The following is a 19,755-nucleotide window of genomic DNA, read 5'->3' on the forward strand; positions in this document are numbered from 1 at the left end:
GACGAGCGGAGCGCGTCATGCGAGAGTTCCTGGTCGAGATCACCACCACCGTTCCCGAGGGCACCGCCCAGGAGGAGGTCGACCGGCGTCGGGCCGCCGAGGCCGTACGCGCGAAGGAACTGGCCGCGACCGGCAACCTGGCCCGACTGTGGCGTCCGGTGGGCGAGTTGCGGAGCATCGGCGTGTGGCGGGCCGCCGACGAGGAGGAACTCCACGCGAAGGTGCTCGGCACCCTGCCGCTGCGCCCGTGGATGACTCTCACCGTCACTCCACTGGAGTCGCACCCCAACGACCCCGGTACGAAGTGAGCGCTCCGTCCCCCTGGGGTCATGTCACCCGGGCCGCGGCCGCGCTCGCGGCGGCCATGGGAGTGGGCCGCTTCGTCTACACCCCGATCCTGCCGCTGATGCACACCCAGGCGGCCCTGTCCGCCGGGGCCGGCGCGAACCTGGCCACCGCCAACTACGCGGGCTATCTCGTCGGCGCCGTCGCGGGCATCCTGGCCCCCGTACTGGTCCGGTCCCGCGCCGTACTGCGCGCCTGTCTGCTCCTGCTGACCGGCACGCTCGCCGCGATGCCCCTCACCCACAGCACCCTCGTCTGGGGCCTGCTGCGGCTGGCGGCCGGTGTGGCGAGCGCCCTGGTGTTCGTCGTCGCGGCCGGATCCCTCCTGCACCACCTGCGGGAACACCCGCCGCACCGGTCCGGCTGGGCGTTCGGCGGGGTGGGCGGTGGCATCGCGCTGTCCGGTCTGCTGGTCCTGGTCGTGCGGCCCGTCGCCGACTGGCGCACCGCCTGGTGGGCCGCCGCCGTACTTGCCGCGCTGCTCGCCGCCGCCTCATGGAACCTACGGCCGGACGAGGGGCCGGCCGCCACCGCGGGCGGGGGCAGCGCGAGGCCCCGCACACGCCGCTGGTTCGGTGCGCTGTTCGTCAGCTACACGCTGGAGGGTGTCGGCTACATCGTCGCCGGAACCTTTCTGGTCGCCGCCGTCGGACAGAGCTCCCCCGGCTGGGTCGGCAGCGGCGCCTGGGTGCTCGTCGGCCTGGCCGCCGTACCGTCCTCCGCGCTGTGGGCCCGGCTGGGCCGCCGCTGGTCACGTCCCGGACTGCTGCTCACCGCACTCGTGGTCCAGGCGGTCGGCATCGCCCTGCCCGCCCTGGTCGGCGGTACGGCCGCGGCTCTCGGCTCGGCGGTGCTGTTCGGCGCCACGTTCATCGGCGTCAGCACGCTCGTCCTGGCCACCGGCGCCCATCTGCGCTTCCCCCGCTCGGTCGCCCTGCTGACCGCCGGATACTCGGTCGGCCAGATCCTCGGCCCGCTGGTCGTCGCCCCGCTCCTCCACCACGGCTACGACTGGGCACTGCTCCTGGCCGCCCTCACGGTTCTCACCGCGGCCGCGGCCGCCGCCGTGCTGCGGGTCGGCTTCCCGCACCACATGGTCGTAGAAGGACACGCGGTCCCCGAACAGCAGCGAGAATCGACCGAGGACGCCCGGCCCGCCGCGCCGGGCCCCTGAGCAACACCGCCGAACCCGGCCAACCGACGTGGAGCCGCTGATGACCACCGCACGGGACCTCGCGATCGTCGCCCTCGACGTGACCGCCGACAAGCCGGTCGAGCAAGGTGATCTCTCGCTCGCGCTCGCGGGAGCCGAACTGTTCGACCTTCTCGACGCCCACGCCCTCGTCCTGGACGGCGACCGCATCCTGCCCAATGCCCAATCCCCCACGGGTGACCGGCTGTTGGACGAAGCCGCAGAGTCGCTCGTACGGCAGGAGCCGTACGAGTCGGTCGAGGACTGGCTGTGGCGCCGGGGCCGCGGGCTGTCCTCCGCCTACGTCGACGACCTGGAGCGGGTCGGGCTGACGACCCGCTCGCGGGGCCGCCGGTTCCCGCTGCGGACCGGGCGGACGGAGCTGGTGGACTCGGCGGCCAGGCGACAGGCCCAGGAGCGGCGGGCGGCGGGCGAACCCGTCCTCGCCGCCCTGGCCGCAGCCGCCGGGGTCGGTGACGATCCGGCCGGGGAACTCGCCGACGTTGCGGCCACCGTGCTGGCCGCGGTCGGGGACGCGGTGATGGAACTGGAGGCCGTACGCCAGCGGAAGGTCATCGAGGACGCCGCGTTCGACAACGTCTGGCGCGGTTACTAGGAACCGGTGACACCCAGCAGGGCACGGCAGTTGTCCCACAGAGGGCTCAGGCGCTGGGGGCTGTTGTAGAGCTTGGCGAACATCACCTGGCCCTCCAACTGGGCCACCACCGCCCGCGCCGCCCCCCGGGCGTCGGACACGGTGACGTCGCCGCGGTCGAGGGCCTCGGCGACGACCGCCTCGACCATGTCGACCTGGGCGTCGAAGATTTCCTGCAGCCGCCCGCGCACGGGCTCGGCATGGTTGCTCAGCTCCAGAGCGAGGTTCCCGAACAGACAGCCCGACACCGTGCCGCAGCCCTCCTGTACGGCGCGCTGACCGGCCTCGGTCTGCTCGAAGAGGCCGCGCAGCCGCTGCAGGGGGGTGGTGTCCGCGCCCAACGCGTCTTCCCACTCCCGGCGTTGGGCCGCCCAGTGCTCGTCGACGACGGCGAGCGCGAGGGCCTCCTTGGATTCGAAGAAGTAGTAGAAACTGCCCTTCGGCACCCCGGCCGCCTTGCAGATCTCGGCGACGCCCAGCGCCGAGTAGCCGCGCCCCTCGATGAGCGAGCGCGCGGCACCGAGGATCTTCTGCCTGGCGTCACTGGTGCGTCCCACACCACGAGTGTACGTAGGTACTGGACCGGTCGGCTAGCTGTGGGCCGTCTCGCCCGTCACAGCACCGGGAGCCCGTCGGCCTCCCGTCGCTGCAGGCGTGCGACCAGTTCCGCCGCCGACGACTTGATGGTCTCCAGGCCGGACCTCCCCCAGGTCCGTGGCTCCACGTCCGCCGCGCACACCGTGCCAAGCACCATCCCCGTGGAGTCGATGAGCGGTGCGCCCAGATAGGAACGGATGCCGAACTCGTCGACGACCGGGTTGCCCGCGAACCGCGGGTAGTCACGGACGTCCTCCAGGACCAGCGCCTTGCGCCGGGCGACCACATGAGGGCAGAACCCATGGTCGCGCGCCATATAACGGCCCACTTCCGGCTTGGCCTCCTCGCCGTCGGCCGGGGGCCGGGCCGCAGGAATCCTGAGGCCGGCGAAGAACTGCCGGTGCTCGCCGAGGAAGTTGACCATCGCGTACGGCGCACCCGTGCGCTCGGCGAGCCGCTCGGCGAAGGCGTCGAGCACGGGCTCCGGATGCTCCCCCAGCCCGAGCAGGCGCAGCCGTCGCGTCCGGTCCGGGGCCTCCTTGTCCTCCGGGGTGAGCAGCAGTCGACCGGCCGGGCGCGGTGGGTCGTAGCTCATGGGCGGCCGTCGCTGTGGACGTCGGTCATATGCGGCTCCGTAGCGGTGTGTGCGGGGGTCACATGTGGGCGCCGTGGCTCGGCGCTGGCGCCGGGCTGTGGGCGATGAGATGCCGTACGAGGGTGAGCAGGGTCTGCACCCCGGAACTGGAGATCCGGGCGTCGCAGCGCACGATCGGGATCTCCGGCGGGAGGTCGATGGCGGCGCGGACCTCCTCGGGGTCGTAGCGGTACCCCCCGTCGAACTCGTTGATCGCGACGATGAATCCGAGGCCGCGCTGCTCGAAGAAGTCCACGGCCGCGAAGCAGTCCTCCAGTCTGCGGGTGTCCGCGAGGATCACCGCGCCGAGCGCACCCTCGGAGAGTTCGTCCCACATGAACCAGAACCGCTCCTGGCCGGGCGTACCGAACAGGTACAGGACGTGTTCCGGGTCGAGGGTGATCCTTCCGAAGTCCATGGCCACCGTCGTCTCGACCTTGTTCTCGATGCCTTCGAGACTGTCGGTCGCGGCGCTGACCGTGGTGAGCAGTTCCTCCGTGCTGAGCGGGGCGATCTCGCTGACCGCGCCCACGAAGGTCGTCTTGCCTACCCCGAACCCTCCCGCCACCAGGATCTTCAGTGCGGTGGGGAAGGGATCAGAGCTGTCGTCGTAGTCCATCGAGCACTGCCTCCAGAAGAGCCCGGTCAGTCGGGTTGTGGGTGAACTCGGGGGGCTTGGTGGTCAGCGCCCCGCAGTCGACGAGGTCGGACAGCAGCACCTTGGTGACCACCGCCGGCAGCTTGAGATGGGCGGCGACCTCGGCGACCGAGACGGGCGCACGGCACAGATCCAGCGCCTGCGCGTGCTCGGGGCCGAGATAGCCGATCGGGGTGGCACCGGTGGCCATCACGTGCGACAGGAGATCGAACGCGATGGACGGCCGGGTGCGGCCGTTGCTGACCGTGAAGGGCCGCACCAGCCGCCCGGCCGCGTCGTCGAGCCAGGGCCCGTCGCCGACCGCCGCCACGCTCAAGGCCTCATCGCCGGGGATTCGACGGCGTGCTGCCGGGGCGCGGTCACCAGGTAGGGGCGCACGCTCTTGACGAGCATCGCCATCTCGTAGCCGAGGACGGCGGCGTCGGCCTCGCGTCCCGCCAGCACGGCGAGACAGGTGCCGGAGCCGGCGGTGGTGACGAACAGCAGCGTCGAGTCGAGCTCGACGACGACCTGGCGGACGTCTCCGCCGTCGCCGAAGCGGACGCCCGCACTGCGGCCGAGGGAGTAGAGGCCGGAGGCCAGGGCCGCCATGTGGTCGGCGCTGTCCCCGTCGAGGCCGTGGACCGACTTCACGAGTCCGTCGCAGGACAGCAGAACCGCGCTGTTGGTGTGCGGCACGCGCTGCACGAGGCCGCTCATCAGCCAGTCGAGATCGGATACATGGCCGGTCGGCGCTTCGCTCGCCATGGTGGATCGACTCCTTGAGGTACGAAGGTCTGCGGGAGCGCTGGGGGGTGGGGTGAACGCGGGGGTGGTCATCCGGCGGGTGCGCTCCCGTCGTGCCGGGGGGTGGTGCGGTCGTGATCGAGCCGTTGCGTCTCGGGTATGTGGGGCCGCTCCATGGGGGTTACGTCGATGGCGGCGGCGTCGGTCGTGGGTGCGGCGTTTGTGTGGCTCGCGTCCGTGTGGCTCGCATCCGGGCCGATGTCGAAGTCGAAGGCGGCGGACGGGTCGGGGGACGGGGCGGGGCGGGGCTTTAGAGGGACGGATGCCGAGGAGCCGGTGTCGGTGCCGGCCGTGGCTGTGTAGGCGGTGTCCGTATGCGCGCGGCCCGTTGTGGCCGGGTCGGGGTGGGCCGAACCCATGTGGGCGGGGTCCATGTGGGCCGCGTCCACGGGAGCGGGCCCCATGGGGGTGAGGCCCATGGGGGCGGGCGCTGTGTGCGCCGAGTCCATGGGGCCGGCCTCCCTACGCGGCGACGGCAACGGCAACGGCGCAGTCCGGTCACCGTGCTCCGGCTCCAGGTGTTGCCGGGCCTCGGCGAGGCTGATCCCACGCTGGAAGGCCGCCATCAGTCCCGGGTCGTGGCCGGCGGGATACTCGGCGTCCTGCCGTGGTGCCGGTCCGCCGCGCAGTTGGGGTGCGATGTGCTCCTGGGCGCGGCGGCGCGGCAGTTGGGGCTTGCCCATGGTGCCGCGCACGGTCCCGGTACGCGGAGTGGGCGGCGCGACCACGTGCTCGGCCACCAGCCTCCGGTCGTCGGGCCTGATCCCGGGCACGGCTTCGGCCGGATTGGGCCGCGCCCCGCGGGCTCCGCGCACGGGCAGCGGAGCGGGACGCCCGGAGTGCGCTCCACCGCCGTTCGGCCCGCCTCCGCCACCGGGCTGCCGATCGGTCACCGTTCCCTTGCCACCGGCCAGGGGCCCGCTCCCGCCGGATACGGCCCCGCCCGCGACGTGCCCTTGCCCGCCGCCACTCGGTAGGACCGAGCCACCGTTCAGGGAGGACCCGCTGCCACTCGACAGGGAACGCCCGTCAGGCATCGGGCTACCACCGCCCGGTCCCCCCGAGCCGTTCAGAAGGGCTCCGCCGCCACCCGGCTGGGTATCACCGCCGGACACCCGACCGCCGCCCCCCGGTACGTCTCCGTCGCCGTTCGCGTGGGCTCCGACGCCACTGTGCAGGGAGTCGCCGCCAGGCATCTGGCCGCCGCCATCCGGCACGCCCCCGGGACCGTCCAGGGAAGAGCCACCGGACCCAGCGGGCGAGCCGTCACCCGGCAGGCGCCCGCCCTCAGTCGAAACGCTCCCGCCGCTGCCCGGTGCCCCCGAGCCGCCGTTCAAGAAGCGCCCGTCGCCACCGGGCTGAGGGTCACTGCCGCCAGCCCCACGCCCCGCACCACTCGACACGGCTCCGCCGTCGTCCGTCGCAGCCCCGTCGCCGACGAGTACGGCTCCGCCGCCACCCGGCGCGCGACCACGCCCGTTCAGACCCGGCCCATGGCCATGGTCTCCGTGCCGGGCGCCCTGCGGCACCGCCGCGCCGCTCTTCGCCGTCGGCGTCGCCCTGCCGTTCAGGCCGGACACCGTGCCTCGGGACTCCCGTCGTTGCGCATCGGCCCCGGGACGCGGCTCGGCGGGCACTCCCCGGTGTCGTGCCTCGTGCCCGGGCCGCGAACGGCCCGTCGCCTGCGGTGATACGGCCGCCCCCGCTGCCCCGCCCGTACCCGCCGCTTCCGGTGGCTGCGCACCGACAGCTCCCGGCGTCGAACCCAGCAGCGCCTGCGGCACGACGAGGACGGCCTGGACACCGCCGTAGATGTTGGTCTGGAGTCGCACATGGATCCCATGCCGCTTCGCGAGCTGCGAGACCACGAACAGTCCGATGCGCCCGTCCGCCAGCAGACTCGCGACGTTGACCTGGTCCGGGTCCGCCAACAGCGCGTTCATCCGATGCTGTTCGGCGACCGGCATGCCGAGCCCGCGGTCCTCCACCTCGACGGCGAGCCCGGAGGTCACCAGGTTGGCGCGCAGCAGCACTTGGGTGTGCGGCGCCGAGAACACCGTGGCGTTCTCGACCAGTTCGGCCAGCAGATGGATGACGTCGGCGACGGCGTGCCCGCGCAGCGTGCCGTCGATCGGCGGCACGAGCTTGACCCGGGAGTACTGCTCGACCTCGGCGATGGCGGAGCGCAGCACCTCCGTCATGGAGACGGGGTTGCTCCACTGGCGACGCGAGACGGCACCGCCGAGGACGGCGAGGTTCTCGGCGTGCCGGCGGATCCGGGTGGCGAGGTGGTCGACGTGGAAGAGCCCCTTGAGCAGGTCGGGGTCCTCGATCTCGTTCTCCAGCTCGTCGAGGATCGAGATCTCGCGGTGCACCAGCGACTGAAGCCGCCGCGCGAGGTTGACGAAGACCTCCAGTTTCTGTTCGCTGCCCGCCTGGCTGGAGAGCTGGGCGGCCTGGACGACGGCGGTGACGGCCCCGTCGTGGGCACGGGCCAGGTCGGCGGCGAGCAGTTCGAAGTCGTCGGCGTCGTCGGGCGGACCGCTGTGCGGGCCGCGCCCCTGCGGAACCTCGCCGCGACGCAGTCCCTCGACCAGGGCCCGCAGGTCGGCCTCGCGGCGCGCGCTGCTGCGACGCAACGCGCCGACGCGGTCGCTCACCGTTTTCGCGGCGCGGTCGGCCGCCACGGCGGCGATGAGGACGGCCGCGAGGGCCACCGAGACCGCGCCGGCCAGGACACCCCACAGGATGAGGCCGGGCTGTGCCCCGGTGGAACGGACGGTGAACAGGACGGCCGCGCAGCCGCTGAGGGCGACCGCGATCGGCGGCAGCACGGCCAGCCGCAGCAATTGCGGCCGTATGTGCGTCTCAGGCAGCGAGGGGGCGGGGCGGGCGACCGGCCGCCCGTGCCGCCCGCCCTCACGGCGGTCTGCGCGTGCGGCCGGTGCGCGGAGGTGAGACATCGGTGTCCTTGTACTGGTCCGTCGGTCCTGTCGGCCGGAGGGCTCCGGGCCGGCCGGCCCGGGTCGGCGGGCTCCGGCGCGTGCTCCTACGGGCTTCGGGGCGGGTTGCCGGGCGGCTCGCGCGGCGGCATGGTCGTCGGTCACCGGCGCGTCGCCTCCCTCCTCCCCGCACCTCGGCTGTTCGCCGTGGGCATGCGTCATGGCGTACCGGTCGCGGGAACCGAAGACTTCAACCCCTCGTCGCCCGGCGGACACTCACAGTAGTCGGCAACGCATCATGTGCGAGCGGCAGTTGACAAACTCCCCCGTGGAGCATCCCGCTCTGGTATGAGGACTCGCACGACAGACCGACAAGCCGACCGACCGAGCGTCCCCGAACGAGTGAATACCGATCACCACTGGTCAGAACCGGTCACGCGCGACCGACGAGGACTCAGGGCGTCCGCGCACCTCGGTCGTCGCGTCAGCCAGTTCCCCGGGTACGACGGCTCGCCGGTACCCCTCCAGAGCCTTGGCCCGAGCCTTCCGGATCGTCACTGAACGTGGCAGTCCGCCAAAGTGCCCGACCGCCTCGGCCACCCGGCCGCGACGCGTCGGCATCCCCTGCGCGTGAACGAGGCCGAGGCCCATCAACGCGTGCGCGCCCCTCCGGGTAGTCGGTGTCCTCACCCCCGGCACGGCAGGACGAATGTCCCGAGCCCGGTGTGGATCACACGCAATGCAGCTCTTGTTCGGCGCCACCCGCCCACCTCTCCCGCAGCGCGGACGGGGCGGGGCGCGGCGGGTGCTGCGGGCGTGGCACTGCCCCGGGATGGGCCCGCTCGGCCCCGGCTAGCGACAGGGACACCGGCGGCTCACTACGCAATCCGGCGCCCTTCGACGACGTCGTGGGCCTACGGCCGTCTCCTGGCCGTAGCCACGGCCCTGACCGAACGAGGCGCGACGGGACGGCCATCAATGAAGGACCCAACGGCCCGGACGGCCAAAGGCGTCACCGTGACCCCGCCCCGCCCAGCCCGCAAGCACCGGCAACTCCGGGCATCGCCTTCTCGATGGTCTTCAACAGCGGCGTCCGGGGCTGCGTGACTCCTGATCCCCGGACCTCGGCGACCCCGCGCCTGTCAGCGCCGAGGCTCAGACCGCACGGCACCGCACCGCGCAACGCGATGACACCCCCGACCAGCACCACGCCAACACGAGCACCAGCACCAGCACCAGCCTCACGTCACCGCTCAGCCACCGGCTCCCGCTCCTCCACAGCCATGGGCAACTCGGCCCAGCCCCCGGCCGGCGCCCGCGCCACCCCCCGCCACCAAGGGTCGACCACCGGCATCGCCCCCGGCTCGAACGGCTCCCCCGGCCGCGGCGTGGCCATCGCGACCCCGGCCTTGTGGGACAGCAGCATCGTCTGCTCCGCGGGCTCCACCCAGGGATGCGTCGCGAGGTTGAAGGTGCCCCAGTGGATCGGCAGCAGCATCCCGTGCGCCGCGTCACCGCCCTGCAGGTCCAAATGGGACTGCACGGCCTCTTCGGGCGTCATGTGGATGTCGGGCCAGAACTCCGAGTAGGCGCCAAGCTGGATCATCGTGGCGTCGAAGGGCCCGAAGGCCGCGCCGATGTCCTTGAACCCCTCGAAGTACCCGGTGTCACCGCTGTGGTAGATGCGGTGCTCACCGCTGGAGACGACCCAGGAGGCCCACAGCGTGTGCTGGGTGTTCCGCAGCCCCCGTCCGCAGAAGTGCCGGGCCGGCGTGGCCGTCAGCGTCAGCCCGGCGACCTGGGTCGACTCGTGCCAGTCCAGCTCACGCAGCCGGTCGGCGGAGACTCCCCAGTGCTCGAGGTGGGCCCCCACCCCCAGCGGCACGGCGAAGACGGTGTCCGTCCCGGCCAGTGCCTTGATCGTGGGCATGTCGAGGTGGTCGTAGTGATCGTGGGAGATGACGACCACGTCGACCGGCCCGAGCGCGGCGAGCGGCAGCGGCACGGGGTGCAGCCGCTTGGGCCCGGCGAAGGGGAACGGGGAACACCGCTCACCCCACACGGGGTCGAACAGCACCCGGCGCCCGTCGATCTCGGCGAGCACGCTGGAGTGCCCCATCCAGGTCAGCCGCAGTCCGGTGGCAGGGGGCTTGGAGAGGTCGGCGAGCGTGGTGGCATGCACCGGGATCCGGCCTTCCGGAGCCCGCAGCCGTCGGCCGTCGCTGTCGAAGAACGTCCTGGCGAACTTCGCCGATCCCTCGGGCCGGATCCGGGCGATTCCGCCCGGGTTCTGGAAGACACCGTTCGCGAAGTGGGGGGATCTGCGGATACGCGCCATGCGCTCGCCGCTCGGGTCCGCACCGAAGGCCGCGGGCTGCAACGCGCGGAGCCCGGAGCTCAAGGGACGGAAGCCGGTCACGGTACCTCCAGGTGGAGTGGCTGAGGCATCCATTATGGGCCGCCCCTCTGACAGTGCCGGGGTCTGCCCGGTCACACCGGTAAGGACGCCGTCGGAACGGATCACGTTGACAGGCCGCACCCGGATACCAATACTGACCCCCCGTTCAGTAGCCCCTCGCCCGTACCGGAGTCCGTGTGACCACCCCCTTGCTGTCGCTCACCTGGACCGACCACGTCACCGGCCGCCAGGGCTTCCTGGTCGTCGACCGGCTGGTACGGGGTGTGGCCAGCGGCGGCCTGCGGATGCGCCCGGGCTGCACGCTGGAGGAGGTCACCGGGCTCGCCCGCGGCATGACCATGAAGGAGGCCCTGCACTACGACCCCGAGGCGCGGTACATCCCGCTGGGCGGCGCCAAGGGCGGCATCGACTGCGACCCCCGGGACCCGGACGCGTACGGCCTGCTCGTGCGCTACCTGCGCGCCATGCGGCCTTACGTCGAGAGCTGCTGGACGACAGGCGAGGACCTCGGTCTCAGCCAGGACCTGGTGGACCGGGCGGCCTCGGAGGCCGGTCTGGTCTCCTCGATCCAGGCGGTCTATCCGCTGCTCGACGACGAGACCGCGGCCCGGCGGCGGCTCGCGGACGCGTTCACCGTGGCGGTGGACGGCATCGGGCTCGACGAACTGGCGGGGGGCTGCGGGGTGGCCGAGTCGGCGCTCGCGGCCCTGGACGCGGCCGGGGTGCCGTACGCGGGCACGCGCGTGGCCGTACAGGGACTCGGCACCATGGGCGGGGCCACGGCCCGCTTCCTCACGCGCGCGGGGCTCGCGGTCGTGGCCGTCGCCGACATCAAAGGCACGATTTTCAACCCGGCCGGGCTCGACGTCGAGGCGCTGCTGGCCGCCCGCGACGCCCACGGCACCGTGGACCGTTCGGTCCTGCGCCGCGCCGACCGCGAACTGCCCGGTGAGGCCTGGCTCTCGCTCGACGCGGAGGTACTCGTGCCCGCGGCGGTCTCGTACGCGATCGACACCGGCAACCAGGAGCGGATCAGGGCCCGTTGGATCGTCGAGGCGGCCAACATGCCCGTCCTGCCCGCCGCGGAGGCACTGCTGGCCGCGCGGGGGGTGACCGTACTGCCCGACGTGGTGGTCAACTCCGGGACGAACGCCTGGTGGTGGTGGACCCTCTTCGGCGACATCGGCGCGGACGCGGACGAGGCCTTCGCGCACATACGCCGTTCCATGCGCGCCCTGGTCGAGCAGTTGCTGGCGCGCGCGGAGGCGGACGGCACCTCGCCGCGCGCCGCCGCGCACGCGCTGGTCGCGGACCGGTTGCCGGTGATCGCGGAGCGGTTCGGCTGGTACCGCTGACCTCGATCCCGTCGGTCGGTGCCCTGGGGGGCGACGGATTAGGGTGATCCCGTGGCGAGAGTGCGGTTGACAGTGGCCGAGCGGCGCGAGGAGCTGCTGCGGGCCGCCATCGAGCAGATCGAGGCGCGGGGCGTTGCGGCCGTCAGGATCGCCGACGTGGCCTCGGCGCTCGGGGTGAGCAACGCCCTGGTGCTCTATCACTTCTCCACGAAGGAGAAGCTCGTCGCCGCCGCGTTCACCTACGCCGCCGAGGACGACCTGGCTCAGCTGCGCAAGCTCCTCGGCCGCCGCACCAGCGCGCTGCGCCGGCTCCGGTCGGCCGTCCGCTGGTACGCGCCGACGGGCCAGGCCAAGGGCTGGCGCCTGTGGATCGAGGGCTGGGCGGTGGCCCTGCGCGAACCGGCTCTCCAGGAGGTCACCCGCGACCTCGACAGACGCTGGAAGGCGGCACTCACGGAGGTGATCGCCGAGGGCGTGGCCGCGGGCGAGTTCCACTGCCCGGACCCGCAAGCCACGGCCCTGCGCCTCACCGCTCTCCTGGACGGCCTGGCCGTCCAACTGACGTCCTACGCGGGCGCGGTGCCCCGGTCCCGGGCCCAGGAGTGGGTGGACGAGGCCCTCACGCGGGAACTCGGACTGGACGGAACAGGGTCCGCATAGCGGGACACGCGAGCCGGAGCACCCAGGAGTGCGACCGGGCCATGGACGCCGGGCGCACCCCGCACCGCCCGGCCCCGGCACCGCGCACGGCTCAAGCCACCGGAGCGATCCGCGTCTTGATGTCGTCCAGCGAGAGCACACCCTTGGCCGTCACATGGTCGCCGGAGGACTCGCCCCGCAGCCGACGCCCGATCCACGGCACCAGATACTCACGAGCCCAGTGCACATCGTCCCGGCGCACGTCCAACGGGCCGCGAGGGGGAAGCGGCGGCCAGGGCTGGTCCGGATCCGCCGGCACCTCCAGCCCCAGCACCTGTCCCGCGCGGAGCGCCACGCGCGTGTGCCCCTCAGGGGAGAGGTGCAGCCGGTCGCTGTCCCAGGCCCGCCGGTCCTGGATGGTCTTCAGGGACCACAGATCGAGCACCGGGCACCCGTACCGGTCGGCGACGGCCCGCACATGTCCGTTGTAGGTGGCGATCTTGCCGCGCAGGTGCTTGAGCACGGGCACATTACGGGTGTCGAAGCCGGTCGTCACCATGACCGTGCCGCACGCCTTCGTGAGCCGGGCGATGGCCCGCTCGAAACGCTCGGCGACCTCGTCGGGATCGGTACCGGGCCGGATGATGTCATTGCCGCCGGCGCAGAACGACACCAGATCCGGTGCCAGTTCGACGGCCTGCGGAAGCTGGTCCTCGACGATCTGGTCGAGGAGTTTCCCGCGTACGGCGAGATTGCTGTACCTGAAGTCGCCCTCGGGCCGCCGGTCCGCGAGAAGTACCGCGAACCGGTCGGCCCAGCCGACGAACGCCCCGTCGGGGCCGGGGTCGCCGACGCCCTCGGTGAAGCTGTCCCCCACCGCCACGTACGACCCGATCACTGAGCTGCTGTCATTCTTCGAATCGTCTGCCACAACCGTGCATGATTCACCTTCGAATGTGACCTACGCGACCGTAGGAAGGACTTGACGGGCGGTGAGATAAGCCACTCCTAAAGTGTTGACCAAACTAGGAATAGGCCTCTCATCAGGAGTGTTCACGCTGCGACCGCCACACCCTGAAGTCGCTGATCCGGAAGTGGCTCCAGGTGGTCCGGAACGCGAAGTGCCCGCTCGTGTAGGGCTCCGGGTCGGTGTAGTCGAAGACGAGCCGCCCGTTGTCCCACCACTGGACCGTGGAGCCGTCGGAGACGATCCGCACCCGGTTCGGCTCGTTGGCGACGAGCAGCGGTTCGGTGTAGTCGTGGATCAGCGGCCGCACACCCGGTTCTCCGACGTATCGGCGCAGCCGTGTCGTGGTGTTGTAGTTGGCCCCGTAACCGGAGTAGTAGGTCTTCAAGTAGTCGTACTCGACGAGCGCTCCGCCCCGACGCGTGGCGAAGAGGTCGTCGGGGGACCGGACGTCGACCGCGTTCCAGAAGTTGTTCAGGTCGGACACCCGGTCGTTGACGCCGCCCGCGGACACGGGCGTCGCGGTGTACTCCAGGACGTACGGCCCTTGGAGCGGCTGCCTGAACCAGATCGTCGCGCCGGCGGGCACGTCGACCTCCAGGACCCCGTGCCGCGCGGTGACCGTTCCGCCCTGCTCCAGCTCGACCACCCAACGGCCGAGGCCATGGCGGAAGTCGTCGTGAGCGATGAGGCGGCGGTGGCGGGGTGAGGCGCTCGCGGTGGCCGCGGGGGCGAGGGCGGCCAGGGCGGCGCCGGCGGCGAGGACTCCGAAGGCTCTACGCGTGGTCGTCATGGCGGACGGTTCCTTCCGTGAAGGGGGTGAACTCCAAAAGCCCTTAGAAAGCGCTTGCGCAGCTACGGAGTTCACTCTGCCCCGCCCCTCGCTCACCTGTCGACGCTCCGAGCAGGCCCGCCACAAGAACGCAACGAAGTGATCATGACGGCGCGGACAGGCACAGTCGATCTCATGCCCTGCGCGGGGAAACACCGAAGGCCGGACCCGGGGATCGGGGTCCGGCCTTCGGTGGCACAGGAGGGCGTCGTCAGCCGACGGCGACGCCCTTGGAGCGGAGGTAGGCGACCGGGTCCACGTCGGAGCCGTAGTCCGGCGTGGTACGGATCTCGAAGTGCAGGTGCGGGCCGGTCACATTGCCCGTCGCGCCGGAGAGGCCGATCTGCTGACCCTCGCTCACGGTCTGGCCGGCCGAGACGGAGAGCTGGGACAGGTGGGCGTACTGCGCGTAGTAGCCGTCGTTCAGCTTGATGACGACCTGGTTGCCGTAGGCGCCGCCCCAGCCCGCGGAGACGACCGTGCCCGCGGCCACGGCCTTGAGCGAGGTGCCGGTAGGGACGACGAAGTCGACGCCGGTGTGGTAGCCGCTGGACCACATGCTGCCCGCGACGCGGTAGCCGGTGCCGATCGTGGCGCCGCTGACCGGGAGGGTGTAGCCGCTGGAGCTGCTGGTCGTGTCGGAGCTCTGGGTGGCGGCCGTCGAGTTCGAGGACGACTTCTTCGGCTCCGCCTTCTCGGTCTTCGCCGAGGACGAGGAGGAGGACCCGGTCTTCGCCGTGCTCGCCTTGGCCTTCTTGCCGATCGAGAGCTTCAGGCCCGGGTGGATCAATGACGGGTCGTCGCCGATGGCCGCACGATTGTCGGCGTAGAGCTTCTTCCAGCCACCGCTGACGTTCTGTTCGTCGGCGATCTTCGAGAGATAGTCGCCGACCCGCACCGAATAGGTGCGCACGGTCGAGGTTTTCGCGCCCTTCTTGGCAGCCGTCTTTTCGGCGGACTTCTCGGCTGCCTTCTGCGTGACCGGAAGCGACTGAACGGCCTTTTCCGACACGGACTGAGGGGTGGCGGCGTGAGCGCCGGTGGCCCCCATGAGCGGCAGCGCGAGCGCGGCTCCTCCGGTGCCGGCGACGGCGATCGAGCGGGCGAAGCGCTGGGTCTTCGGGCGGCGGTGCTTACCCTTCGCGGGCATGACGAATTCCTCTCCGGCGCCTGCGAGGTGAGCTGTCGGGTGCGGGCTGGAGATGCCCGGCCGCGCCGAGACGCGACTAAACCCCAAGCCGTTCCGGAGACCGGAACAGGCGGAAATACCTGTGGGTCCCCCGCTCCTGCCGTGCACGGGTGAGTGAGTGTGGGGAATCCGTTCGGCGGCAGGATTGGGCGTCCGACCGGATCGGTGGCGAACGTAAACGAGCAAGACGCAAAGGGACAAGCGAGAGGTTGCCTGTATATGCGTTTCTCTTGATCCCGTACGAGAATTACCCGTCACCCTGCGTGAATCGGACGCCCTTCATCCATCCAATTCCCCTTGACCGGCCTGCGAATTACGTGAACATGACGGGCGACACACCGTCACCGATATGACGCTCCTCACGTCACGAATTCACAGGCCCCCTCATCCCGGAAGGAGTGGGAAGGAATCTATCAATTCGGACAGAAGCCCTAGATGCGACGCAGTCGGATAACCGTCGCATCAAGGTCTCCCCGCAAACCGGTACGAAGTCCGTGATGCAGCAATACGGCACCTCGGTGAACTTCGCCCGTTTCGGGGCATTCATACGATGCCGTCGGGTCGAGTCCCCGCAGCCGCAGCGAGGGGACGGGCTCGCCGTACTTCTGCGCCTGAAGCCAGGCGAGGACGACGGTCTCGTCCCCGAGGACGTACTGCACCGCGCTCAGCCCGCCCTGTGGAGGCCGCAGCCGGTAGAGGTCGCCGCGCTGCACCAGGGGCCGGATCTTCTTGTAGAGATCCACCCACCGACCCGCCTCGGCGAGTTCGTCCTCGGTCCACTCCGAGAGGTCACCGCCGACTCCGAGCACCCCGGCCATCGCGCTCACGAACCGGAACCGCAGCGAGCTCACCCGGCCGTTGAGCTGGATGTTGGGACTGTCGGTGACCCAGGCGGCCATCACGCGCGCGGGGTGGATCTGGCTGAAGCCGTACTGAATGGCGAGCCGGTCGAGGGGGTCGGTGTTGTCCGAGGTCCACACCTGGTCGGTACGGCTGAGCACCCCGAGGTCGATCCGGCCACCACCCCCCGAGCAGGACTCGAAGGCCACGCCCGGGTGAGCCTCCCGCAACCGGTCCAGGAGGGCGTAGAAGCCGCGCACATGGTCGACCCACAGGCGCTGCGGGTACAGCTCGCCGGGCCAGCCCGCGTCGGTGAAGCAGCGGTTGAAGTCCCACTTCACATAGTCGATCGGGGCCGCGGAGAGCAGGGCGTCGAGCTGCTCCCACAGGTACTCCTGGACATCCTCGCGCGCGAGGTTCAGTACGAGTTGATTGCGGAACTCGGTCCGCTTTCGCCCCGTTTGGTACTGCACCCAGTCGGGGTGGGCTCGGTACAGCTCGCTGTCCGGGTTGATCATCTCCGGCTCGACCCAGATGCCGAACTGCATGCCGAGCGCGCGCACGTAGTCACCGAGCGGCTTGAGGCCGGAGGGGAAACGGTCGGGGTTGGGCGCCCAGTCGCCGAGCCCGGCCCGGTCGCTGGTGCGGGCACCGAACCAGCCGTCGTCGACCACGAACAGCTCGACGCCCATCGCCGCGGCCCGCCGGGCGAGGGTGCGCTGCTGCTCCTCGGAGATGTCGAAGTTCGTGGCCTCCCAGGAGTTGAACAGCACGGGCCGGTCCTGTTCCGCGTCCGGGATGACGTACGCCCGCTGGTAGGCGTGCCAGGCGCGGCTCGCGCCGCCGAAGCCGCCGTCGCTCCAGAGACCGGCGAAGAGGGGCGTCGTGAAGGACTCCCCGGCCGCCAGCCGGAGCAGACCCGAGTCGTCGTAGCCGGCGCCGCCGGTGATCTGCACGCGCGCGTCGGGCAGTTGCGCCACGGCGATCCGCCAGGACCCCGACCAGCCGAGGGCGACACCGTAGACCTCGCCCCGCTCCTCGGTGGCATCGGTGTCGAGCGCGACCCACGGCAGGTGCTGATGCCCGGTGTGGCCGCGGCGGCTGCCGATGACCTTCTCGCCGTAGGTGAGGGGGGTCTGGGTGAGCAGGGACTCGGCGGCCCAGCGGCCGTGCAGCTGGGACAGCCGCCAGCCGTCCTCGCGGTCGGGCAGCGTCCAGGTGGCGGAGTCGGCGCGCAGCAGCTCGACCGGGGCCGGCCCCTGGTTGTCCAGGGTCACCCAGCGCTCCAGGATGTCGTCGCGCATCCGGTAGTGCAGCGTGATGGCCAGCCCGCCGTCGCGGAACCGCAGCCGCAGCTCGTCGCCCTCGGTGTCGTACGCCTCGAAGCTCCACTCGGTGCCGCGCCGCTCGTCGGTGCGCACGGACAGGGCGGGCCGGGTGAAGCGGGGCCCGCCCTCGACGGGGTACTCCTCGCGTCCGTCGAGCGGGGACTCGAAGGGCCAGTACTCGGGCAGTGGACGCACGGCGAGGGCCTCGGCGTCGGCCAGGGCGATCCTCGGACCCCAGTGCAGGTGCAGCAGCTCGTCCTCGGCGGTGAGGTGCAGGGCATAGCTGCTGGCCGGCCCGGACAGAATCCACGTACGGCCGTTCTCGGCGATCTCCAGCATGGTGTCCCTCACAGAGTCGAACAGGTGCCAACAGGTGCACTCAGGCCCCAACATCATCAACGGCCTACAGCCCTGGCTGCAACGGCTGTGGACAAGTCGTTGTCGGCCCTGTGGACAACTCATTGCCCCAGGAATCCATGTCGTATCGTCGAGAGCGTGCCCCGTCGACGAGCCGCGTCGGCGGAGCCCGGCTGGGAGGAGCCCCCGTGACGCAGCAGATCCCGTCGACCGAACCCGAACTGGCAGGTGTCCGCAACTTCCGCGATGTGGGCGGACTGCCGACGGCGGACGGGCGGCGGGTGCGGTACGGAGTGCTGTTCCGCAGCGGTCACCTCGCGCACGCGACCGAGGACGACGCGGCCTTCCTGGCCTCCCTCGGGCTGCACACGATCTTCGACTTCCGCAATGCGGCGGACCAGAAGCTGGAGGGCCCGGACGTCGACCTGCCGGGCGTCACCAATGTGAACCTGCCGCTGAGCGACCCGGCGGAGGGCACCTGGTTCTGGAAGATGGTCCGTGACGGCGACATAGAGCAGCTGCGCGAGCTCCTCGGTGACGGCAAGGCCGCGCAGCGCATGATCGACTCCTATCGCACGATGGTCAAGGAGCGCACCGCCGAGCACTCCGAGGTGCTGCGCTCCCTCGCCGAGGACAGCGTGCCCGCCCTCATGCACTGCGCGGCCGGCAAGGACCGCGCGGGTCTGTCCATCGCCGTGACCCTGCTCGCCCTGGGGGTGGAGCGCGAGGCCATCGTCGCCGACTACCTGGAGTCGAACGCCAGGCACCGCCGCTACAAGGTCCGCCGCACCAGTACCGCCGCCGACGCCTACTCCCCCGAGGTCATGGAGCTGCTCAGCCCGTTGTTCGAGGCGCGCGCCGAGTATCTGACGGCGGCCTTCGAGACGATCGAGGAGACGTGGGGCGGCGTCGAGGCGTATCTGGAGGAGGGCCTCGGCCTGACTCCCGAGATCCGTGAGCGGCTGCGGGAGCGCCTGCTCGACTGAGCCGTACGGCCGCTACCGGACGCTTGCCCGCGCTCCACCCTTCAGGGGGGAGGTGTAGGGCATCCTGCCGGGAGGACGGCAGTGGTATGGCCAAGACCGCCTCGTCCGGACGACCAAGTTGTCGGTTCTACCGCCGGACGGGTGGGAAGTGACGCCTGTGGAGGCCCCTGTGAGACCGAGCCCCTCGAAGACCCGCAAGGGCCGGTGAAGCGGGAACCCGCGGTGGTACCGCGTAGCGGTGCGGACCGGAATCGCCTGCCCTCGGGCCGGCGAGGGCGTCACTGCCCGGCTCCCACCTCGAAGAGGAAGTAGATGAAGGCCGCGAAGACGTGGCCGACCGCGAGGTAGATGATCAGGCGCACCCACAGGGCGCGGGGGAACTTCTCCTCCATGTCACTCATGACGTCTCTCCAGGGGTGGGGCCCAGGCACAGCGTGGCCGTGGGACTCTGCAACAAGGTGTGGACGAACAGGAGCTCGACGCCGTCGGGATCCTGGGCGGCGATGCGGTGCGGGGTCAGCGAGTCGAAGTGCGCGCTGTCGCCCGGGCCGAGCCGGTGCGTGCTGTCCCCGAGGCGGAGCCGGAGCCGCCCCTTGAGGACGTACAGCCATTCCTCGCCGGGATGCACCCGCACGATGTCGCCCTGGGAGCCGTGCGGCACCTGCACGCGCAGGGCCTGCATCCCACGGCCGGCCGCGCCCGCCTGGAAGTACGTCCAGCCGCCCGCCACGGTCGGTTCCATGTCGGTGGCGCGCACCACGGCGTCCCGGTCGGCGGCCGTTTCGCCGAGAAGTTCGGAGACCGTCGTACCGTAGATACGGGCCAGCGCGAGCAGCATCGGCAGTGAGGGCTGGCGCTGACCGGTCTCCAGCCGGGAGAGGTGGGCGGGCGACAGCCCCGCGGCACCGGCCGCCGCCTCCAGGGTGAGGGAGGCGCGACGGCGCAGCGCGCGAAGCTGGGGAGCCACCGAGGGCAGCTCCGTGAAGGCTTCCGGGGAGGTCATGCCTCCATTGAGCCGGAGATTTGCCTCTGCG

The 19,755-nt window shown here is 71.2% G+C and carries 19 protein-coding genes and 1 riboswitch; of the genes, 6 read left to right on the top strand and 13 right to left on the bottom strand.

Annotation, left to right across the window (positions count from 1 at the left end; genetic code table 11):
- The first annotated feature begins 17 nt into the window (after positions 1 to 17).
- The 3 genes from ABZT02_RS18440 to ABZT02_RS18450 are packed head-to-tail and all read left to right on the top strand — an operon-like array spanning position 18 to position 2,153.
- Entirely contained in the window at positions 18 to 308 is a 291-nt protein-coding gene (locus ABZT02_RS18440; RefSeq protein WP_356018944.1) for a muconolactone Delta-isomerase family protein, read from the top strand.
- A gap of 56 nt (positions 309 to 364) precedes the next feature.
- Complete coding sequence (locus ABZT02_RS18445; protein ID WP_356019023.1) at positions 365 to 1,519, top strand: YbfB/YjiJ family MFS transporter; 1,155 nt, start codon at positions 365 to 367, stop codon at positions 1,517 to 1,519.
- Between the two features lie 40 nt (positions 1,520 to 1,559).
- On the top strand, positions 1,560 to 2,153 hold the full coding sequence (locus ABZT02_RS18450) for a GPP34 family phosphoprotein (RefSeq protein WP_356018945.1): 594 nt from the start codon (positions 1,560 to 1,562) through the stop codon (positions 2,151 to 2,153).
- On the opposite strand, the gene ABZT02_RS18455 is transcribed toward ABZT02_RS18450, so the two are convergent.
- The 7 genes from ABZT02_RS18455 to ABZT02_RS18485 form a co-directional block, all read right to left on the bottom strand.
- Entirely contained in the window at positions 2,150 to 2,749 is a 600-nt protein-coding gene (locus ABZT02_RS18455; protein WP_356018946.1) for a TetR/AcrR family transcriptional regulator, read from the bottom strand. The two genes, ABZT02_RS18450 and ABZT02_RS18455, sit on opposite strands and share 4 nt — an antisense overlap.
- A gap of 56 nt (positions 2,750 to 2,805) precedes the next feature.
- Complete coding sequence (locus tag ABZT02_RS18460; protein WP_356018947.1) at positions 2,806 to 3,384, bottom strand: GAF domain-containing protein; 579 nt, start codon at positions 3,382 to 3,384, stop codon at positions 2,806 to 2,808.
- 58 nt (positions 3,385 to 3,442) lie between these two features.
- The gene (locus tag ABZT02_RS18465; protein WP_311716253.1) at positions 3,443 to 4,042 is read right to left on the bottom strand and encodes an ATP/GTP-binding protein; all 600 of its coding nucleotides are present in this window, start codon (positions 4,040 to 4,042) and stop codon (positions 3,443 to 3,445) included.
- Positions 4,020 to 4,391 (bottom strand): DUF742 domain-containing protein, encoded by a 372-nt coding sequence (locus ABZT02_RS18470; RefSeq protein WP_031052041.1) that lies wholly within the window; start codon positions 4,389 to 4,391, stop codon positions 4,020 to 4,022. Before ABZT02_RS18470 ends, ABZT02_RS18465 begins: the two co-directional genes overlap by 23 nt.
- A gap of 2 nt (positions 4,392 to 4,393) precedes the next feature.
- Positions 4,394 to 4,828, bottom strand: coding sequence for a roadblock/LC7 domain-containing protein (locus ABZT02_RS18475; RefSeq protein ID WP_306973703.1), 435 nt, complete (start codon positions 4,826 to 4,828; stop codon positions 4,394 to 4,396).
- 68 nt (positions 4,829 to 4,896) lie between these two features.
- A complete protein-coding gene (locus tag ABZT02_RS18480) occupies positions 4,897 to 7,830 on the bottom strand; it encodes an ATP-binding protein (protein ID WP_356018949.1) in 2,934 nt (977 codons plus the stop codon).
- 1,225 nt (positions 7,831 to 9,055) lie between these two features.
- Positions 9,056 to 10,228, bottom strand: coding sequence for an MBL fold metallo-hydrolase (locus ABZT02_RS18485; RefSeq protein WP_356018950.1), 1,173 nt, complete (start codon positions 10,226 to 10,228; stop codon positions 9,056 to 9,058).
- A 176-nt stretch (positions 10,229 to 10,404) separates the two neighbouring features.
- On the opposite strand from ABZT02_RS18485, the gene ABZT02_RS18490 reads away from it, so the two are divergent.
- Together ABZT02_RS18490 and ABZT02_RS18495 are read left to right on the top strand one after the other, a co-directional pair.
- Entirely contained in the window at positions 10,405 to 11,583 is a 1,179-nt protein-coding gene (locus ABZT02_RS18490) for a Glu/Leu/Phe/Val dehydrogenase dimerization domain-containing protein (RefSeq protein WP_356018951.1), read from the top strand.
- 51 nt (positions 11,584 to 11,634) lie between these two features.
- Positions 11,635 to 12,243, top strand: a complete 609-nt coding sequence (locus ABZT02_RS18495; protein ID WP_356018952.1) for a TetR/AcrR family transcriptional regulator — start codon at positions 11,635 to 11,637, stop codon at positions 12,241 to 12,243.
- Between the two features lie 91 nt (positions 12,244 to 12,334).
- Here the strand turns inward: ABZT02_RS18495 and ABZT02_RS18500 are convergent, their stop codons facing one another.
- The 4 genes from ABZT02_RS18500 to ABZT02_RS18515 all read right to left on the bottom strand — a co-directional run bounded on the left by ABZT02_RS18500 (position 12,335) and on the right by ABZT02_RS18515 (position 17,717).
- Positions 12,335 to 13,120: an SGNH/GDSL hydrolase family protein gene (locus tag ABZT02_RS18500; protein ID WP_356019024.1), complete on the bottom strand. Its 786-nt coding sequence runs from the start codon at positions 13,118 to 13,120 to the stop codon at positions 12,335 to 12,337.
- 145 nt (positions 13,121 to 13,265) lie between these two features.
- Positions 13,266 to 13,982 carry a DUF6250 domain-containing protein gene (locus ABZT02_RS18505; protein WP_356018953.1) on the bottom strand — a complete coding sequence of 239 codons (717 nt, stop codon included), beginning with the start codon at positions 13,980 to 13,982 and terminating at the stop codon, positions 13,266 to 13,268.
- A gap of 250 nt (positions 13,983 to 14,232) precedes the next feature.
- Entirely contained in the window at positions 14,233 to 15,171 is a 939-nt protein-coding gene (locus tag ABZT02_RS18510) for a LysM peptidoglycan-binding domain-containing M23 family metallopeptidase (RefSeq protein WP_356018954.1), read from the bottom strand.
- Between the two features lie 4 nt (positions 15,172 to 15,175).
- A riboswitch (cyclic di-AMP (ydaO/yuaA leader) is annotated at positions 15,176 to 15,333 on the bottom strand.
- A gap of 308 nt (positions 15,334 to 15,641) precedes the next feature.
- The gene (locus ABZT02_RS18515) at positions 15,642 to 17,717 is read right to left on the bottom strand and encodes an alpha-galactosidase (protein WP_356019025.1); all 2,076 of its coding nucleotides are present in this window, start codon (positions 17,715 to 17,717) and stop codon (positions 15,642 to 15,644) included.
- A 206-nt stretch (positions 17,718 to 17,923) separates the two neighbouring features.
- On the opposite strand from ABZT02_RS18515, the gene ABZT02_RS18520 reads away from it, so the two are divergent.
- Positions 17,924 to 18,721 carry a tyrosine-protein phosphatase gene (locus tag ABZT02_RS18520; protein ID WP_356018956.1) on the top strand — a complete coding sequence of 266 codons (798 nt, stop codon included), beginning with the start codon at positions 17,924 to 17,926 and terminating at the stop codon, positions 18,719 to 18,721.
- A 278-nt stretch (positions 18,722 to 18,999) separates the two neighbouring features.
- On the opposite strand, the gene ABZT02_RS18525 is transcribed toward ABZT02_RS18520, so the two are convergent.
- Both ABZT02_RS18525 and ABZT02_RS18530 read right to left on the bottom strand, forming a co-directional pair.
- Positions 19,000 to 19,122, bottom strand: coding sequence for a DUF6126 family protein (locus ABZT02_RS18525; RefSeq protein WP_037716072.1), 123 nt, complete (start codon positions 19,120 to 19,122; stop codon positions 19,000 to 19,002).
- A complete protein-coding gene (locus tag ABZT02_RS18530; protein ID WP_356018957.1) occupies positions 19,119 to 19,724 on the bottom strand; it encodes an XRE family transcriptional regulator in 606 nt (201 codons plus the stop codon). Before ABZT02_RS18530 ends, ABZT02_RS18525 begins: the two co-directional genes overlap by 4 nt.
- Between the last annotated feature and the right edge of the window lie 31 nt (positions 19,725 to 19,755).

This window comes from Streptomyces sp. NPDC005402, from assembly GCF_040606575.1.
Taxonomy (GTDB): domain Bacteria; phylum Actinomycetota; class Actinomycetes; order Streptomycetales; family Streptomycetaceae; genus Streptomyces.

Excerpts from the sequence above, each read along its gene's own strand:
- ABZT02_RS18510 (WP_356018954.1), bottom strand. The coding sequence starts at position 15,171 with ATGCCCGCGAAGGGTAAGCACCGCCGCCCGAAGACCCAGCGCTTCGCC.
- ABZT02_RS18530 (WP_356018957.1), bottom strand. The coding sequence starts at position 19,724 with ATGACCTCCCCGGAAGCCTTCACGGAGCTGCCCTCGGTGGCTCCCCAG.
- ABZT02_RS18505 (WP_356018953.1), bottom strand. The coding sequence starts at position 13,982 with ATGACGACCACGCGTAGAGCCTTCGGAGTCCTCGCCGCCGGCGCCGCC.
- ABZT02_RS18525 (WP_037716072.1), bottom strand. The coding sequence starts at position 19,122 with ATGAGTGACATGGAGGAGAAGTTCCCCCGCGCCCTGTGGGTGCGCCTG.
- ABZT02_RS18450 (WP_356018945.1), top strand. The coding sequence starts at position 1,560 with ATGACCACCGCACGGGACCTCGCGATCGTCGCCCTCGACGTGACCGCC.
- ABZT02_RS18475 (WP_306973703.1), bottom strand. The coding sequence starts at position 4,828 with ATGGCGAGCGAAGCGCCGACCGGCCATGTATCCGATCTCGACTGGCTG.
- ABZT02_RS18480 (WP_356018949.1), bottom strand. The coding sequence starts at position 7,830 with ATGTCTCACCTCCGCGCACCGGCCGCACGCGCAGACCGCCGTGAGGGC.
- ABZT02_RS18515 (WP_356019025.1), bottom strand. The coding sequence starts at position 17,717 with ATGCTGGAGATCGCCGAGAACGGCCGTACGTGGATTCTGTCCGGGCCG.
- ABZT02_RS18460 (WP_356018947.1), bottom strand. The coding sequence starts at position 3,384 with ATGAGCTACGACCCACCGCGCCCGGCCGGTCGACTGCTGCTCACCCCG.
- ABZT02_RS18465 (WP_311716253.1), bottom strand. The coding sequence starts at position 4,042 with ATGGACTACGACGACAGCTCTGATCCCTTCCCCACCGCACTGAAGATC.
- ABZT02_RS18440 (WP_356018944.1), top strand. The coding sequence starts at position 18 with ATGCGAGAGTTCCTGGTCGAGATCACCACCACCGTTCCCGAGGGCACC.
- ABZT02_RS18445 (WP_356019023.1), top strand. The coding sequence starts at position 365 with ATGGGAGTGGGCCGCTTCGTCTACACCCCGATCCTGCCGCTGATGCAC.